Annotated in this window: 16 protein-coding genes; 11 read left to right on the plus strand and 5 right to left on the minus strand. The window is 38.0% G+C overall.

Annotated features, from left to right (window positions below):
- Positions 1-13 precede the first annotated feature (13 nt).
- From ACQKMR_RS03515 to ACQKMR_RS03525, 3 genes are all read left to right on the plus strand, one after another.
- Positions 14-1,219 carry an EAL-associated domain-containing protein gene (locus tag ACQKMR_RS03515; RefSeq protein ID WP_427696037.1) on the plus strand — a complete coding sequence of 402 codons (1,206 nt, stop codon included), beginning with the start codon at positions 14-16 and terminating at the stop codon, positions 1,217-1,219.
- Between the two features lie 73 nt (positions 1,220-1,292).
- A complete protein-coding gene (locus tag ACQKMR_RS03520; RefSeq protein WP_427696038.1) occupies positions 1,293-1,520 on the plus strand; it encodes a hypothetical protein in 228 nt (75 codons plus the stop codon).
- Positions 1,521-1,713: 193 nt separating this feature from the next.
- Positions 1,714-2,199 carry a DUF3993 domain-containing protein gene (locus ACQKMR_RS03525; protein WP_427696039.1) on the plus strand — a complete coding sequence of 162 codons (486 nt, stop codon included), beginning with the start codon at positions 1,714-1,716 and terminating at the stop codon, positions 2,197-2,199.
- A gap of 116 nt (positions 2,200-2,315) precedes the next feature.
- Here ACQKMR_RS03525 and ACQKMR_RS03530 read toward each other — a convergent pair whose 3' ends face one another.
- Together ACQKMR_RS03530 and ACQKMR_RS03535 are read right to left on the minus strand one after the other, a co-directional pair.
- Positions 2,316-2,549, minus strand: a complete 234-nt coding sequence (locus tag ACQKMR_RS03530; protein WP_427696040.1) for a glutaredoxin family protein — start codon at positions 2,547-2,549, stop codon at positions 2,316-2,318.
- A 92-nt stretch (positions 2,550-2,641) separates the two neighbouring features.
- Positions 2,642-3,601, minus strand: coding sequence for an MBL fold metallo-hydrolase (locus tag ACQKMR_RS03535; RefSeq protein WP_427696041.1), 960 nt, complete (start codon positions 3,599-3,601; stop codon positions 2,642-2,644).
- Between the two features lie 183 nt (positions 3,602-3,784).
- Between ACQKMR_RS03535 and ACQKMR_RS03540 the strand changes: the two genes are divergently transcribed.
- From ACQKMR_RS03540 to ACQKMR_RS03555, 4 genes are all read left to right on the plus strand, one after another.
- On the plus strand, positions 3,785-4,024 hold the full coding sequence (locus tag ACQKMR_RS03540; protein ID WP_034314086.1) for a YkuJ family protein: 240 nt from the start codon (positions 3,785-3,787) through the stop codon (positions 4,022-4,024).
- Between the two features lie 127 nt (positions 4,025-4,151).
- On the plus strand, positions 4,152-4,298 hold the full coding sequence (locus tag ACQKMR_RS03545; protein ID WP_169787513.1) for a hypothetical protein: 147 nt from the start codon (positions 4,152-4,154) through the stop codon (positions 4,296-4,298).
- Between the two features lie 120 nt (positions 4,299-4,418).
- On the plus strand, positions 4,419-4,859 hold the full coding sequence (gene cbpB, locus ACQKMR_RS03550; protein WP_427696042.1) for a cyclic-di-AMP-binding protein CbpB: 441 nt from the start codon (positions 4,419-4,421) through the stop codon (positions 4,857-4,859).
- Positions 4,860-4,983: 124 nt separating this feature from the next.
- Entirely contained in the window at positions 4,984-6,492 is a 1,509-nt protein-coding gene (locus ACQKMR_RS03555; protein ID WP_427696043.1) for an MDR family MFS transporter, read from the plus strand.
- A gap of 49 nt (positions 6,493-6,541) precedes the next feature.
- Here the strand turns inward: ACQKMR_RS03555 and ACQKMR_RS03560 are convergent, their stop codons facing one another.
- On the minus strand, positions 6,542-6,850 hold the full coding sequence (locus ACQKMR_RS03560; RefSeq protein WP_427696044.1) for a TSUP family transporter: 309 nt from the start codon (positions 6,848-6,850) through the stop codon (positions 6,542-6,544).
- Between the two features lie 534 nt (positions 6,851-7,384).
- Between ACQKMR_RS03560 and ACQKMR_RS03565 the strand changes: the two genes are divergently transcribed.
- From ACQKMR_RS03565 to ACQKMR_RS03580, 4 genes are all read left to right on the plus strand, one after another.
- Complete coding sequence (locus ACQKMR_RS03565) at positions 7,385-8,269, plus strand: LysR family transcriptional regulator (protein ID WP_427696045.1); 885 nt, start codon at positions 7,385-7,387, stop codon at positions 8,267-8,269.
- A gap of 124 nt (positions 8,270-8,393) precedes the next feature.
- On the plus strand, positions 8,394-9,104 hold the full coding sequence (dapD, locus tag ACQKMR_RS03570; protein WP_053345156.1) for a 2,3,4,5-tetrahydropyridine-2,6-dicarboxylate N-acetyltransferase: 711 nt from the start codon (positions 8,394-8,396) through the stop codon (positions 9,102-9,104).
- Between the two features lie 70 nt (positions 9,105-9,174).
- Entirely contained in the window at positions 9,175-10,305 is a 1,131-nt protein-coding gene (locus tag ACQKMR_RS03575) for an N-acetyldiaminopimelate deacetylase (RefSeq protein ID WP_427696046.1), read from the plus strand.
- Positions 10,306-10,393: 88 nt separating this feature from the next.
- Positions 10,394-11,053: a potassium channel family protein gene (locus ACQKMR_RS03580; protein ID WP_157444071.1), complete on the plus strand. Its 660-nt coding sequence runs from the start codon at positions 10,394-10,396 to the stop codon at positions 11,051-11,053.
- A gap of 138 nt (positions 11,054-11,191) precedes the next feature.
- Here ACQKMR_RS03580 and rnjA read toward each other — a convergent pair whose 3' ends face one another.
- Positions 11,192-12,862, minus strand: a complete 1,671-nt coding sequence (gene rnjA, locus ACQKMR_RS03585; RefSeq protein WP_427696047.1) for a ribonuclease J1 — start codon at positions 12,860-12,862, stop codon at positions 11,192-11,194.
- Between the two features lie 3 nt (positions 12,863-12,865).
- Positions 12,866-13,075 carry a DNA-dependent RNA polymerase subunit epsilon gene (locus tag ACQKMR_RS03590; RefSeq protein ID WP_053345160.1) on the minus strand — a complete coding sequence of 70 codons (210 nt, stop codon included), beginning with the start codon at positions 13,073-13,075 and terminating at the stop codon, positions 12,866-12,868.
- Positions 13,076-13,960: the final 885 nt, after the last annotated feature.

The raw sequence follows: 13,960 nt of genomic DNA on the forward strand, positions 1-13,960 counted from the left end.
GGGGGAATACATCATGGATGCAGAAAAAATATTAAAGAATTTAGACAGGGTGACACCATTCTTTCAACCGATTTTCAGCGCAGATCAACATCAGGTTATCGGATATGAAATTTTAGGACGCTATGAGGAACAGTCAGAATATAACAGTCTTGGCACATTTTTTCACGATTCTTCTGTGCCGGAAGAGTATCGAGTAGAAGTGGATAATTACGTTCTAGAAATAGCCCTTGAAAGAATAAAAGACTATGGAGAAGACTTTCTAATCTTTATTAACAGAGATCCGAATTTGCTTATGCTGGATCATGGAGAAGAGTTCATGGAGATTTTGCATCGTCATTTTCAACCTGAAGAAATGCATCGGATTGTTCTGGAATTATCAGACACTATCAGTGCGGAAAACTTTGATCCTTTACAGCATGTACTCGCTTACTTTAAAACATATGGCATCAAAATAGCTTTCGATCATTTAGGGCAAGATACCAAGCTTGACCAAATTGCACAGATTTCTCCGAATATTTTAAAAGTTAACTTAAACCAGCTCCGTATTTCAGGTGGAGATGCATATCAGGTCATCCTTTTTTCTCTGAGCATGCTTGCTCGTAAAATCGGCGCCAATTTATTGTTTGAAAACATTGAGTCTGAATACCAACTCCGCTTTGCCTGGAAGAACGGAGGCCGTTATTATCAAGGTTATTTTTTGGCGAAACCGGACGGCGAGTTCATTAATAAAGATTTACTTCGTGAAAAATTCCATCAAGAATGCCAGTCCTTTATTTCATTGGAAACAAAAAAGCTGGAAGCTGTTTATCAAAAGACTTTGCAATTTAATGAAAATATGCAAACCTTTTTAAAACAGCAAAAACGGGTTGGCTCGCATGAAGAATTTCTCGGAATTTTGGCAAAAAAATTAGATTCCGTAGGTTTCCGTCTTTATATTTGTGATGAAGAGGGCTATCAAAAATCGCCTAATATCCTTAATAAGGACGGGCAATGGATAGTCCAGCCTAATTATATGAATAAAAATTGGAGCTGGCGACCTTATTTTCTAGAAAATATCGTCAAGATGCGCAATGAAAAAAAAGGAATTCTATCTGATTTATACAGTGATATTGAAACGGGGGAAACCATAAGAACCTTTTCTTATCCCTTGAATAATAAGGAATACATATTCTTTGATCTATCATATAGCTATCTTTACGAAAATGAAGCTTTGTTATAAAAACAACTAGTGTATATAATTGCTCAAAATGTGTAACGATAAGCAAAAGTAATGCGCTTGGAGGAGACATATTTTGAGCACGTATATCTGGATTCTACTCATAGTCGTAATAGTCATGGCTTTATATCTTCTCTTTTATACATATTCTGTAGCAAAGACACAGAAAGTAAAAGGGAGATATGATTCAAGTATCGATGAATCTGTTAAAGAACATCCTTATTTAAGGAACCCGGTTTTTGTTTCTCTCTTCATTGGAACAATTTTAATTGCCGGTATTATTTTTTACTATGCATTTCAATAAAAGAGAGAGAAGAAGATTTCAGTACAATGGAATCTTCTTTTTTAATACAAAAAAGTAAAACGCGTTTAATTAGATTTCAGAATAATCTGTTTTCTATAATTTTTGTGGTTTAGCTTTGTTCTGTACGGGTATTGAAAAGCATAGACAATAAACGTAACCATTCGAAGACAATCTATAACTAGGAGATGATAGTATGCGGACATATTTAATTGCGTGCTTGGCCGGTGTTTTTCTTTTTATAGGAGGAGGGTTCACAGTTTCTGCGGAGGGTTTACATAGAGAGGAAGTGTTCTCTTTAGTACAGGAGGCACTGGTGAATCAAGGATCAATCAGTGAGGAAGTACGCACGAAAAAAGCAATTAAAGAGAAATTGTATACCCATTTTACCGAGAATTTCACCGAGAAGTTTGTGGAAGCGAATGTGGTGAAAGTTGATGGAGGGTTTGCTGCATATGGTTCTGATTTTGCTCCCTATTATATCCCATTTTTTAGTTACAATGAGAATACAGAAGTCGTATATGGGAAAAGTGGTGAATTCATTTATGTTCAGGAAGAATTTCCTGTATCAGAGGATGGACCTGTATCATCGGGAAAACATATTGAATCGGTTACTTTGAAAAAAGAGAATAACGAATGGAAGGTAGCGGACGTGATGTATGAAAGTGAAAATCTAAAATAAAGAGCACACCAAAGAAAAGGCTCTTTTGTAGTCGTCCAAATATTTGCAGAAAATGGGGGAAGTTAAAAGTTAAAAAAGTCTAAAGGAGGTTCAAACCTTCTTTAGACTTTGTGTTGTTAAATATTCAGTTCTTTTTTGATTTCTTCGAGTTCAAAGCCGATGATGGCTTTTCCATCAATAACGACAGTTGGCGTTGAATAAGCGCCATATTTATTTGTTAGTTCCTTACGTGCATTCCCATCTGCTTTAATATCTTTTTCTTTATATATGATATTGTTATCATCAAAGAACATTTTCATGATCTTGCAGGGAGGGCAATCCGGTTGTGTATAAAGTGTAACGTCTTTCATTTCATTCCTCCAAGTATGTGCTTTAAGTGAGTACTTTCTCATTATAGAGAATGTCATTCCTTTTGAATAGAGATATACATTATATGTCTGGTCTATTTATTCTTTTCGCGTTTTACCAAGTAGTCAATCAAACCCATTGAAGAGACGTTAATGTCCAGGCGAATTATTTCAAAAACAGAATGATCCTTAGTGATGCCTATTTCTCCTAAATGAGAAGCGACTGTATTGAAAATATTTTTGCTGGTTGCGGCGACCTGTTCCTTAAAACTTGCGTATTCCTTGAAGGCTGCTTCTGCTGTCTCAACAAAGATAGGTAACCAGTAATGAAGTTGCTTATAAACCTCGTTTGGATCTTCTGATACGCCATAATGGCCAAAATATATACGTTCAACGCCAATGCTTGCATACAGGTCTGTTGCAGCAAGCATCGCTTCAGGATTAAATTGATTTGGTGATGTGGAAGGTAAGTAAAACTCAATGCCATCTTCATGGAGTTCACGATAATAAATACCTACCGTGTCACCGGAAAACATACCTTTTGAAACCGAATCGAATATACTCAAATGGTGATTTGCATGCCCTGGGGTATCATAAAAGGTCAATGTAGACGAATCGCTCGTTTGAAGAGATTCCCTATCTTGTTTAATAATCATCTTATCATGTGGTATAGGCAAAATCGGATTAAAAAGCTTGTTGAATTCTTCAGCATAGACAGCTTTAGCTCCAGCGATCAATCTTGTCGGGTCTTCCAGATGTCGTGCTCCTTTTGGATGAACAATCACCTTGGCATTCGGGCAATGTTGTAAAAAAAGTCCAGCTCCTCCTGCATGGTCCAAGTGAATATGGGTAAGAATGATATATGTAATATCCTCGGGGGCGATTCCCAGGTCATCAAGTCCCTTTAACAAATGGGGGATAGATGGGCTGGCGGATGTTTCAACTAAAGTTATATCCTTATCTGCAATTACATATATACCTGTCCGATTCTTTCTATTCAAATCAAAACCATCTATTAAATAAATGCGATTACCAAGTTCACTAAAGTTTTGCATTAGAATCTACCTCCAGAAAATTTTTTATGTACAAAATCCAATCCTTATTTTATTCTGTTAATAGTGCCATGTAAAGAATGAAGTTTTAAATTATTCTGAATTTATTTCAGCGTGGCTACTGGATAGAAAAGTATGGTATAGTGAAACCTACCGAAAAGGTTTTATTCAGAAAGGAGAGTGAGTATGTCTCAATTACAGGGCATTCTTACCAGATTAAAAAGTCTTCAAGAGCAAGCAAAGGAATCTGAATCTGCTCAGCGTTTTTTTGAAATAGATGGCGTGAAAAAATGCCAGGTTACATATTTCAGCAAAACAGAAATGTTCGAGCTTGAAGTATACAGTGATAAAGGGAAATCATCAAAATATCAATTCGATAATATTGATATGATTACCATTGAAATCTTTGATCTTCTTCAATCTTAAAAAAATTACGAAAAAAGCCGCATTCCTTTTGGGAATACGGCTTTTTATTATTTAAAAAGCAACTCACTTTTTCCTTCGTGTATGAAGAAGGGATTTTTACGACACCTTAATAATTGGAGGGATGTAAATGAAAAATCCTATGGTAATATGCCCTGCTTGCGGTGAGGAAAGGGAAATGGCGGATGTATTGACGGCACAGTCCAACCAAAATGTAATATATCAATGCCCGGAATGCGGTTTTAAACAGGTTAACATTAAAACTAGTAAAGGCTAAGTATTTCTTTCGAGAATCCTCAGTTTAGGATTTTATAGGTATTGGAATGAGTCTTTTCTGCTTACATATGTTAAACTAGAACAGAGCTGTATATAAAAACATATGGTAAGGGGTTTTAACATGATCGGTACTCATGATGGGGATTTATTGGCATCCAGCGTGAAAGACTTAATGATTTCTTCTGAACGCGTGGCCCACGTGCAGGTAACCAATAATTTAGAACATGCACTATTGGTATTAACAAAGAGCGGTTATACGGCCATTCCTGTGTTAGATCCGATGTATAAACTGCATGGCTTAATTAGCACACCAGTCATTCTTGACTCGATTTTGGGACTGGAACGAATTGAATTTGATAATCTAGAGAGTAAAAAAGTTTCGGAAATTATGAATATAGACATACCTCGCCTGCATATTGAAGATACCCTGACTAAAGGTGTAGAATTGTTAATTGACCATCCGTTTGTCTGTGTGGAGAATGATGAACATCTTTTTGAAGGAATCCTAACGAGAAGAGCTATCTTAAAAAAAGTATTTAAACAAATTACATTACCTGAATAAATATGTCAAGGCTAAACAGTACGGTTTACCTAAAACTCGCCAATTGGCGAGTTTTCTTGTTTTTTACATATTCCATGCAGAGTGTGGTAAACCCTAGAAAGAGCTATTACATATTTAAGAAAGGATGCGGAAATTGGTACAAGCAGTAAATACTTCGGAAGTACAGAATAAAAAATTGAAACGTCCATTCATCCTCGCTGCCATCATGATGGCTATGTTTATGAATGCGATTGAAGGAACTATCGTTTCGACGGCAATGCCGGCTATTGTCAGTGATTTGGGTGGTTTTTCTCTTTATAGTTGGGTGTTTTCTGGATATTTGCTAATGAACGCCGTGACTGTTTTAATTTATGGAAAGCTCTCCGATATCCTTGGGAGAAAACCTGTTTTATTATTTGGAATTATTGTCTTCTTAATTGGTTCCATCCTCTGCGGTTTCGCCAATTCGATGACGGAGCTCATTATTTATCGCTTTGTACAGGGTTTTGGGGCGGGGGCAGTAGCACCTGTAGCTTCAACAATAGTGGGGGATATTTATAAAAATGAAGAGAGGGCCCGTGTTCAAGGGTATTTATCAAGTGTATGGGGCATTTCAGCAGTAATAGGGCCGGCCTTAGGGGGCTTGATCGTTGAATCACTTACATGGAAGCTTGTATTTTGGGTCAACATTCCTCTTGGCTTACTATCTTTTGTAGGGATTTGGTTCTTCCTTCATGAAAATATCGAAAAGAAAAAACGTGATATTGATTACTTGGGTGCAACGCTATTGACGTTATCGATATCCACCCTTATGGTGGTATTCGTACAAGGAGGCGTAAAGTGGTCTTGGGCTTCTACACCGGTCGTCTCTCTTGTAATAGTGGCTGTTATAGCCTTTGTCTTGTTTATTGTCCAAGAAAAGAGGGCATCCGAACCGATGATGCCATTTGAAATCTGGCAGGAGCGCTCCATCTTAATCGCAAATCTTGTTTCCTTGACAACAGGGGTGATGATGATTGGATTATCGAGTTTTCTTCCGACATTTGTTCAGGGAGTGATGGAACGTTCTCCAACAGTAGCCGGTTTTACACTAACCGCCATGTCAATTGGCTGGCCGATTGCATCCATGTTTTCAGGCAAACTGTTGTTGAAAATAGGTTTTAAGACAACTTCGCTTCTTGGAGGATGTTCGTTAATCCTCGGAAGTTCGATTTTAGTATTGATGAAGCCCGAGGCAGGGCCGCTTATCGCTGCGATGGGATCCTTCTTTGTCGGTGTGGGGATGGGCTTGACCTCAACTTCCTTCATTGTTGTTATTCAGAAAACGGTCAGTTGGGAACGTAGAGGGATTGCGACTGCTTCGAATATGTTCATGCGTAATTTAGGAAATACGGTTGGAGCGGCCTTGCTAGGGGGAATTATGAATACAAGGCTGCAGGCATATTTAAACGAGCATGCACCAGCCAATTCGGGAGTGACAATTGACACCGCAAATAAGCTATTGAACAGTAAAGAAAGGGCTTTGCTTCCTGAAAATGTTGTGAAGGTTTTGCAAGAAGGACTCACATTGTCGCTACAAACGATTTATCTCATTGTCCTAGTCTTTTCTGTAATTAGCTTCGTCTTACTGACAAGACTACGTAAGAAACAGTAGACCTATGGTAAGAGGCAGTCTCACTAAAAGAGGTTGCTTTTTTTGTGTGTTAAGAAATGACAACGCGAATAATTAGTTGGATCAATAAAGCAATAGTTACCGTATGTAAAATGAATTTAAGCTGACGGGTAGAGATTTTTTTGGCAACACGTAAGGCGAGCTGTGGTCCGGTAAGGGACGCAATTGTGTAATAAATGGCAATTTCCCATACAATATTACCGGAAATAAAGTAGGTAATGAAAGCTGCTGTACAGCTCATAAAAGTTTGAAATCTGGTAAAGACAAGAGATTGAAGGTAAGTTGCACCATTACGTAAAAAGGTATACATAAGCATCGTTGCCTGGTCCGGTCCGAACATTCAGTCATATACACTGATTCCAAAAAGAGAAGGGTAAACTTTTTTCGGGAGATGCCATTCAACATTACTCGATGGCTTTGGTTTCTTAATGAAATTCATAATTAAAGCAAATGTCAAAAGAAAAATCGCTAACAAATTTATCGTCTTTTCTGTGAAAGAAATTGGCCAGCAAGCCGCCACAAAGGCCTCCAATAAGGCAAACGGAATTAATTTAAGGGCATCCTTCAGTTTAAGTTTTTTTCTTTAAATAAAAACCTGAAAAAGAAGAGAATATACTTGAAAAATTGACAGAGCCAATGACCTGATGGATTGGGATGCCAATCAAAAGAAGTGAAGGCATACCAATTAATCCGCCGCTTCCGGCCAATGTGCCTATACAAAGGATGCTGAAAAACTGATTATCAACAATAAAATGATCGTCATGGGTATCACTCCATTTCTTTTCACTTGTATTATAAGCGGACTTTGTTGATAATTAAATTTAAATAAATTAAATCATTAAGATAAGAATTAATTATCAAGAGGCTGGTGTGTATGTCATTTTCAGAATTTCATTTATTATCCGTACTTGCTCAGGAAATGAATATGAGAAAAGCAGCTGAGCGGTTATTTGTTTCCCAACCAGCGTTATCTCAGCGTTTACAAACGATTGAAAAGGAATGGGGATCAAAGCTTTTTCTCCGATCTCAAAAAGGGCTTTCGTTGACACCTGCTGGAGAAGCAGTTATTCGTTTGGCCAATGAAGTTTTAGAAAAAGAAGAAAAGGTTAGGGAAAGTATCCAGGCTATGGATCATGAAGTATATGGTACTTTGAAAATTGCCTGTGCCTCGATAGTCGGACAGAATTGGCTGCCTCAAGTTTTGAAAAAGTTTGTCCAAAAATATCCGTATGCCAAAATCTCTTTAATCACGGGCTGGAGCAGTGAGATTTTAAAGTCCTTGTATGAAGGCCAAGTACATGTCGGCATCATTAGAGGAGCACCAGATTGGAAAGGGGTAAAACAGCATTTATTTACCGATATGCTGTATTTGGTCGACACTGAAATGAAGGAACTGAACCAAGTATTCGAAACAGACCGGCCATTCATTCAGTTTAAAAGCGATTCAAACTATTATCAGGAAATTCAGGATTGGTGGCATCGGCAATTTAAAACGACCCCCAAAAACACCATCGTGGTCGATCAAATCGAAACATGCAAACAAATGGTATTTAATGGGATAGGATATGCTATCCTCCCAGCAATTACTTTACATGATAAAGATACAAATATTTTCAAAATCCCCCTTTTAGATGGGCAAAATCATTCAATTGAACGAGATACTTGGCTTTGTGGCTATGATTCTGCTTTTCAGCTTAAGCAGGTCCAAGCATTCACAGAAGTAGTAAAAGAACATATTCGGGACCAAGGAATGTTATAGCTCATTTGACGAAAATGTCAATAGGGTAGAATAATATATAACAATGAATTCAACTTGTCTTGCCGGCAGTTGTCTGGTAAATTTAAGACGAGTAATGATACATATTTAGGAGGTTTTTCCGAGAATGAATAAAATGGATGCAAATGAAATTATTTCTTTTATCTCAAATAGTAAAAAGTCAACACCTGTAAAGGTATATATCAAGGGTGAATTAGAAGGCATAGATTTTGGTCAGGCTTCTAAAACTTTCATTACAGGTAATACCGGAGTTGTATTCGGTGAGTGGTCTGAAGTTGAAGTGGCTATTGAGACAGCTGGAACAAAAATTGAGGATTATGTAGTTGAAAACGACCGTCGTAATTCTGCTATTCCTTTATTGGACTTAAAAGGCATCAAAGCTCGTATCGAGCCTGGCGCAATAATCCGTGATCAAGTGTCAATCGGAGATAACGCAGTAATCATGATGGGTGCATCGATTAATATTGGATCTGTTATTGGTGAAGGTACAATGATTGACATGAACGCAATACTTGGCGGACGTGCAACAGTGGGTAAAAACTGTCACGTAGGTGCAGGTGCTGTTTTAGCGGGTGTTATTGAGCCTCCTTCCGCGCAACCAGTTATATTAGAAGACGATGTATTAATCGGAGCTAATGCGGTTGTTCTTGAAGGTGTAAAAATCGGTCAAGGTTCAGTTGTAGCGGCCGGCGCAATTGTAACGAAAGATGTTCCTCCATACTCGGTGGCTGCGGGTATCCCAGCTAAAGTGATTAAACAAATTGACGAAAAAACTAAATCTAAAACTGAAATCATGCAAGAACTTCGTCAACTTTAATTTCTAAAGTAAATAGGTATCAAGAGCGTGGATAACTATATCCACGCTTTCTGTATAGGGAGGGAATAAGATGGAAACAAGTCCGTTTACCGCAATCCGGCGTGATTTGCATAAAATACCGGAAATAGGTTTTCAAGAATTTAAAACGCAGCAATATCTACTGAATTACATAACGAATTTGGCGTCAGAGCGAATGGAAATAGAAACTTGGAGAACAGGAATATTTGTAAAAATAAATGGACGGAACCCAAGAAAAATAATCGGCTATCGTGCTGATATTGACGGTCTACTGATTAAAGAGGAAACTGGATTACCTTTTACTTCTCATCATGAAGAATATATGCACGCTTGCGGCCATGATTTTCATATGAGCATAGGTCTAGGTGTTTTAACATATTTTGTAGAAAACCCTATTGATGATGACTTACTATTTATTTTTCAGCCGGCGGAAGAGGGGCCTGGTGGAGCTGAACCGATGCTGAAATCCGATACGATGAAAAAATGGAAACCGGATATGATCCTTGCCCTGCATATAGCTCCAGAGTATCCGGTTGGAACGATTGCGGTTAAAGAAGGACTTTTATTTGCTAACACTTCTGAATTATTTATTGACTTGAAAGGGAAAGGTGGGCATGCTGCGTATCCTCATCATACAAATGATATGGTCATCGCTGCCTGCTCACTTGTCGGGCAACTGCAAACTATCGTTTCCCGCAATGTGAATCCGCTTGATTCTGCTGTCATAACTGTTGGAAAGATTACTGGAGGCACAGTCCAAAATATCATTGCTGAGACAGCGCGCTTAGAAGGGACAATACGCACGTTGAATCCTGAATCAATGGTAAAGGTTAAGTCGCGAATTAAAGCACTTGTAGATGGTATTCAAGCTGGTTTTGAATGCGTGGCAGAGATTGACTATGGTGCGATGTACCATCAGGTGTATAATGAGGAGCAGTTAACGCAGGAATTTATGGAATATACTGAGCAGTCATCTGAGGTCCATTTATATCGCTGTACTGAAGCGATGACTGGTGAAGATTTTGGGTATATGCTAAAAGAAATTCCAGGTTTCATGTTCTGGCTAGGGGTTTCATCCGAATACGGATTGCATCACGCTAAGTTAGATCCGGATGAAAAAGCGATTGAACTTGCCATCAATCATTTAACAAAATATTTAACGTATAAAGGGAATAAGGCTTAATTGCTTTTCTGTACTAGAATAGGGAGTATGCTTTAAGGAGCGGGACCCTGTATATCCTAATAGAACGAAAGATGTTGGAGGGGTTACTGTGAAAAAGGAATTTGCAGTCATTGGACTTGGCCGTTTTGGCGGCAGTATAGTCAGGACACTAGCTGAAGAAGGTTTAGGAGTTCTGGCTATTGATGCAAATGAAGATCGTGTCAATGAATTCGCCAGAATTGCTTCACATAGCGTAGTAGGGGATACGACTGATGAAAGTGTGCTCAGAAACATTGGAATTCGTAATTTTGATCACGTCATTGTAGCGATCGGTGAAAATATTCAGGCGAGCATTTTGACGACTCTTATGCTTAAAGAACTGGGTGTCAGCAATGTGACGGTAAAGGCGCAGAACGATTATCATGAGAAGGTACTACGTAAAATTGGTGCTGACTTTGTTGTGCATCCGGAAAGAGATATGGGGAGAAGGATTGCCCATAATATCGGGTCTAATAATATTCTCGACTATTTGGAGCTTTCTGATGAACACTCCATTGTTGAAATTGTAGCAAGCCAAAAGATGAATGGAAATTCAATATTTGATCTTGATATCCGCGCTCACTATGGGCTGAATATTGTCGCTATTAAAAGGGGAAATGAAATCAATGTCTCTCCACAAGCAAACGATTTAATTCATAAAGGCGATATATTAATAGTTATTGGAGCAGATTCCGACATCAATCGTTTTGAAAAAAAGATTGTAGAATAAAATAAAATTGAGTCCTGTTCCATACAAACAGGCTCACTTCTTTAGAAAGGTTTTAACCTAGAGTGTATGTAGAATGTAAGGAAATAGATGTAAACAAAAAAAGCCTCAGCCAGGGTAATGGCTGAAGGCTTTTTTTGTTTATTGAACCTCCATGATGATCGGTAGGATCATAGGGCGGCGTTTTGTTTTTTCATATAAGAATGGAGACAAGGTATCTGTAATTTCATTTTTAATTTCAGACCATTGAGTAGTTTTGCGATCCATTACTTTATTCAGATGCTTAGTGATTAATGACTGAGCATCGCTGATAAGGTCTCCAGATTCTCTCATATAGACAAATCCACGTGAGATGATGTCCGGACCGGATGTAATTTTGAATTCCTTCATATTAATGCTGACAACGACCACGACAAGACCTTCTTCAGAAAGAATCCGACGGTCGCGTAAAACGATGTTGCCGATATCGCCGATGCCGCTTCCATCAATATAAACCGAACCTGAAGGGATTTTCCCAGCGATTTGTGCTGTGTTCTCACTTAACGAAAGCACTTCACCATTATCCATAATAAAGCAGTTTTCTTCAGGAACACCGCAATCAATTGCATGGCGGGCATGAAGTTTCTGCATCCGATATTCACCATGAATTGGCATGAAGAATTTTGGCTTAATTAAACGAAGCATTAGTTTTTGTTCTTGCTGGCCGCCATGCCCGGATGTATGAATATCATTTAATGGACCTGAAATGACGTCTGCTCCAGCACGATATAGTTGATTAATTGTTCTAGAAACACTGATTGTGTTACCTGGAATAGGTGAAGAAGAAAACACAACTGTATCACCAGGAATAATTTGGATTTGACGGTGAGTGCCGTTTGCAATCCGAGAAAGGGCTGCCATTGGTTCACCTTGGCTACCTGTACAAAGAATAGTTACTTTGTTAGCAGGCATCCGATTTAATTGCTGTACATCAATAAATGTATCTTTAGGAGCTACGATATAACCAAGATCTTGACCAATAGCAATAGCTGAATCCATGCTACGGCCGAAAACAGCAATTTTACGGCCATTTGCTACAGCTGCTTCTACTACTTGTTGAAGACGATGGATGTTTGATGCGAATGTTGCAAAAATAATCCGGCCGTCCACTTTACGGAAAATGTCTTGAATGGTATCGCCAACGCGGCTTTCAGACATCGTGAAGTTCTGTACTTCACTATTCGTGCTGTCTGATAGTAAGCACAATACGCCTTCTTTACCGATTTCCGCCATCTTTGTCAAGTTGGCAGGTTCTCCTACAGGTGTAAAGTCGAATTTAAAATCACCAGTATGAACAATTTGTCCAGGCGGTGTTTTGACAACGATTCCATAAGAATCCGGGATACTATGAGTTGTGCGGAAGAAAGAGACCGAAGTTTTCCGGAACTTAATTACCTCATCTTCACTGATTTCGATCATGGTTGTCTGACGTAAAAGACCGTGTTCTTCCAATTTATTACGAAGTAATCCAAGTGCTAGCTTACCGCCATATACAGGGACATTCACTTTTCTTAATAAATAAGGAATCCCGCCAATGTGGTCTTCATGGCCATGAGTGATGAAGACACCTTTAATTTTATCTACATTTTTCTCTAAATAGCTGTAGTCAGGAATCACATAGTCAATTCCGAGAAGTTCGTCTTCCGGAAATTTAATTCCAGCATCAATAACGATGATTTCGTCTTGAAATTGAACAGCATATGTGTTCTTACCGATTTCGCCTAAACCGCCCAAGGCGAATACAGCTGTTTGATCATTTTTTACAAATTTCATAAATTATAGCTCCAATACTTTATAATCTTCATTTTGTTTTTCATATTCTAAATATGCTCCAGTTACTGCTGTTACGAATTCAACGTTATAAGGTTCTTTTTTTAATTTTAAACGAACGTCACGAACCGATTCACCTTCAACAAACATTGTTTTAGTATTCTCCCTGATGGGAACCTCTGCTATGGTTACTTGATAGTATACCTTAAAAACCATTTTAATCTCTCCTCACTTGTTTGCATTGCTTTTTTCATTATATATAAAAACAACAATTTTTTCATGTTTTTCAACATCATGTAAAAATAAACCCAGCTCCGCCATAAAAACGGAAGGGGTTTTAGTTAACTGATTATACCAATGTCTAAAAAGTATATAAAAAATAGTCAGCCGAATCAGGTATTCAATTCATTACGGCCTTCTCTATTCTTTTATCCTATCCGTTTTTACTATGTGTAAAACTTAAATCGATAAAGAAAAGTTTTTGGTCAACTTTTTTAAGGTGGAAATCAGTTTGACTGCGTTTATTCTTTTGTGTTACGAAGTCTTTTTCGCACCGATTTCTTGCTTAAAGTGTCCAACCCTTAGTACAGCGTTCCATTAAGAGACAACGCTTCATATTCCGAATGCAATATGTACTTACTTGAAATTTTCAAAGCCAAGATAGTTAGAGGGCTTAACAAGAACTTTACAACAAGGAAGAAGCCCTCCGCAAGTTTTTGAAGGGCTGTACGAAAAAAAACGCGCATTTGGATGACGGCCAAGGCAGAATAGGTACGGCAGTTCATGCGATTGATTTTTTTCTTAAAAGATCATTCCACTGTTTTACAAGCTTTTTACGAAGCTTTTTTAACATGGCGATCACACTCCCTTAATTATTATTGTATAGGATTATTTAATAAAGTAAATATGTCTTTACAAGTACTTGGCCCATTTTTGTAAAAAAAGGCGTATTACATAGGAGGTAACTAGGCTTTTAGAGGTAATATAGTAAAGGTACAGGGAAGAGAGAGTGGGAAGAATAAATTGAGTTTTATTGAATTTTATTTACAGTAGTATATGCCCATTTGTAAATAAAAAACGTAGCAATAAATGTTAATTGAC

This window comes from Peribacillus sp. NPDC096540 (assembly GCF_050278525.1).
In the GTDB taxonomy this organism is placed as follows: domain Bacteria; phylum Bacillota; class Bacilli; order Bacillales; family DSM-1321; genus Peribacillus.

What these genes read in the sequence shown, in the direction of transcription:
- ACQKMR_RS03515 (WP_427696037.1), top strand. Translation starts at nt 14, where the DNA reads ATGGATGCAGAAAAAATATTAAAGAATTTAGACAGGGTGACACCATTC.
- ACQKMR_RS03525 (WP_427696039.1), top strand. Translation starts at nt 1,714, where the DNA reads ATGCGGACATATTTAATTGCGTGCTTGGCCGGTGTTTTTCTTTTTATA.
- ACQKMR_RS03530 (WP_427696040.1), bottom strand. Translation starts at nt 2,549, where the DNA reads ATGAAAGACGTTACACTTTATACACAACCGGATTGCCCTCCCTGCAAG.
- ACQKMR_RS03535 (WP_427696041.1), bottom strand. Translation starts at nt 3,601, where the DNA reads ATGCAAAACTTTAGTGAACTTGGTAATCGCATTTATTTAATAGATGGT.
- ACQKMR_RS03540 (WP_034314086.1), top strand. Translation starts at nt 3,785, where the DNA reads ATGTCTCAATTACAGGGCATTCTTACCAGATTAAAAAGTCTTCAAGAG.
- ACQKMR_RS03545 (WP_169787513.1), top strand. Translation starts at nt 4,152, where the DNA reads ATGAAAAATCCTATGGTAATATGCCCTGCTTGCGGTGAGGAAAGGGAA.
- cbpB (WP_427696042.1), top strand. Translation starts at nt 4,419, where the DNA reads ATGATCGGTACTCATGATGGGGATTTATTGGCATCCAGCGTGAAAGAC.
- ACQKMR_RS03555 (WP_427696043.1), top strand. Translation starts at nt 4,984, where the DNA reads ATGCGGAAATTGGTACAAGCAGTAAATACTTCGGAAGTACAGAATAAA.
- ACQKMR_RS03560 (WP_427696044.1), bottom strand. Translation starts at nt 6,850, where the DNA reads ATGTTCGGACCGGACCAGGCAACGATGCTTATGTATACCTTTTTACGT.
- ACQKMR_RS03565 (WP_427696045.1), top strand. Translation starts at nt 7,385, where the DNA reads ATGTCATTTTCAGAATTTCATTTATTATCCGTACTTGCTCAGGAAATG.
- dapD (WP_053345156.1), top strand. Translation starts at nt 8,394, where the DNA reads ATGAATAAAATGGATGCAAATGAAATTATTTCTTTTATCTCAAATAGT.
- ACQKMR_RS03575 (WP_427696046.1), top strand. Translation starts at nt 9,175, where the DNA reads ATGGAAACAAGTCCGTTTACCGCAATCCGGCGTGATTTGCATAAAATA.
- rnjA (WP_427696047.1), bottom strand. Translation starts at nt 12,862, where the DNA reads ATGAAATTTGTAAAAAATGATCAAACAGCTGTATTCGCCTTGGGCGGT.
- ACQKMR_RS03590 (WP_053345160.1), bottom strand. Translation starts at nt 13,075, where the DNA reads ATGGTTTTTAAGGTATACTATCAAGTAACCATAGCAGAGGTTCCCATC.